The sequence below is a fragment of the Methylobacterium sp. J-030 genome, assembly GCF_022829545.1.
GTDB lineage: Bacteria > Pseudomonadota > Alphaproteobacteria > Rhizobiales > Beijerinckiaceae > Methylobacterium.
The window spans coordinates 1-396 of record NZ_JAKSYM010000393.1; the positions used below are offsets into that span (position 1 = coordinate 1).

The 396-nt window shown below is 75.5% G+C and carries 1 pseudogene; it reads left to right on the forward strand.

Going from position 1 to position 396, the window contains the following annotated elements:
* Window positions 1–134, forward strand: a pseudogene (locus tag MKK75_RS32160) (ABC transporter permease); the annotation flags it as partial.
* Between the last annotated feature and the right edge of the window lie 262 nt (window positions 135–396).

Consider the following 396-nt stretch of genomic DNA (forward strand, 5'->3'; position numbering starts at 1 on the left):
AGGCCAAGACGCCCGCCGAGTCGAAGGGCGAGTGGGACCTCTACAAGGTGCTGGAGACGATCCCGGCCGAGCAGGCGTTCCGCCCGATGAGCGAGGGCGGCTGCCCGATGGTGGCCGGCATGACGGCGAAGTAGGGCTTTCCCAAAGCGCGTGCCGCGTGCCCTCCCTCCCCCCTATGCGGGGGAGGGCGGGCCCCCGGTCCGCGAGGGCCGGCTCCGCGGGCCCCGCGGGCACACCGTAACCCGGCACGCACGCAGCACAGACCTACGTGCGGCCGCGCCGCCCCCCGACCCCCACCTGCTCCGCCGGCGCCGCATCCTCCCGGAGGTGGACCCGCGCGCAGCCGACGCGCTCGAGCCCGATCCCCAGACAGTGTGAGGCCGGGATCCCCGGCTG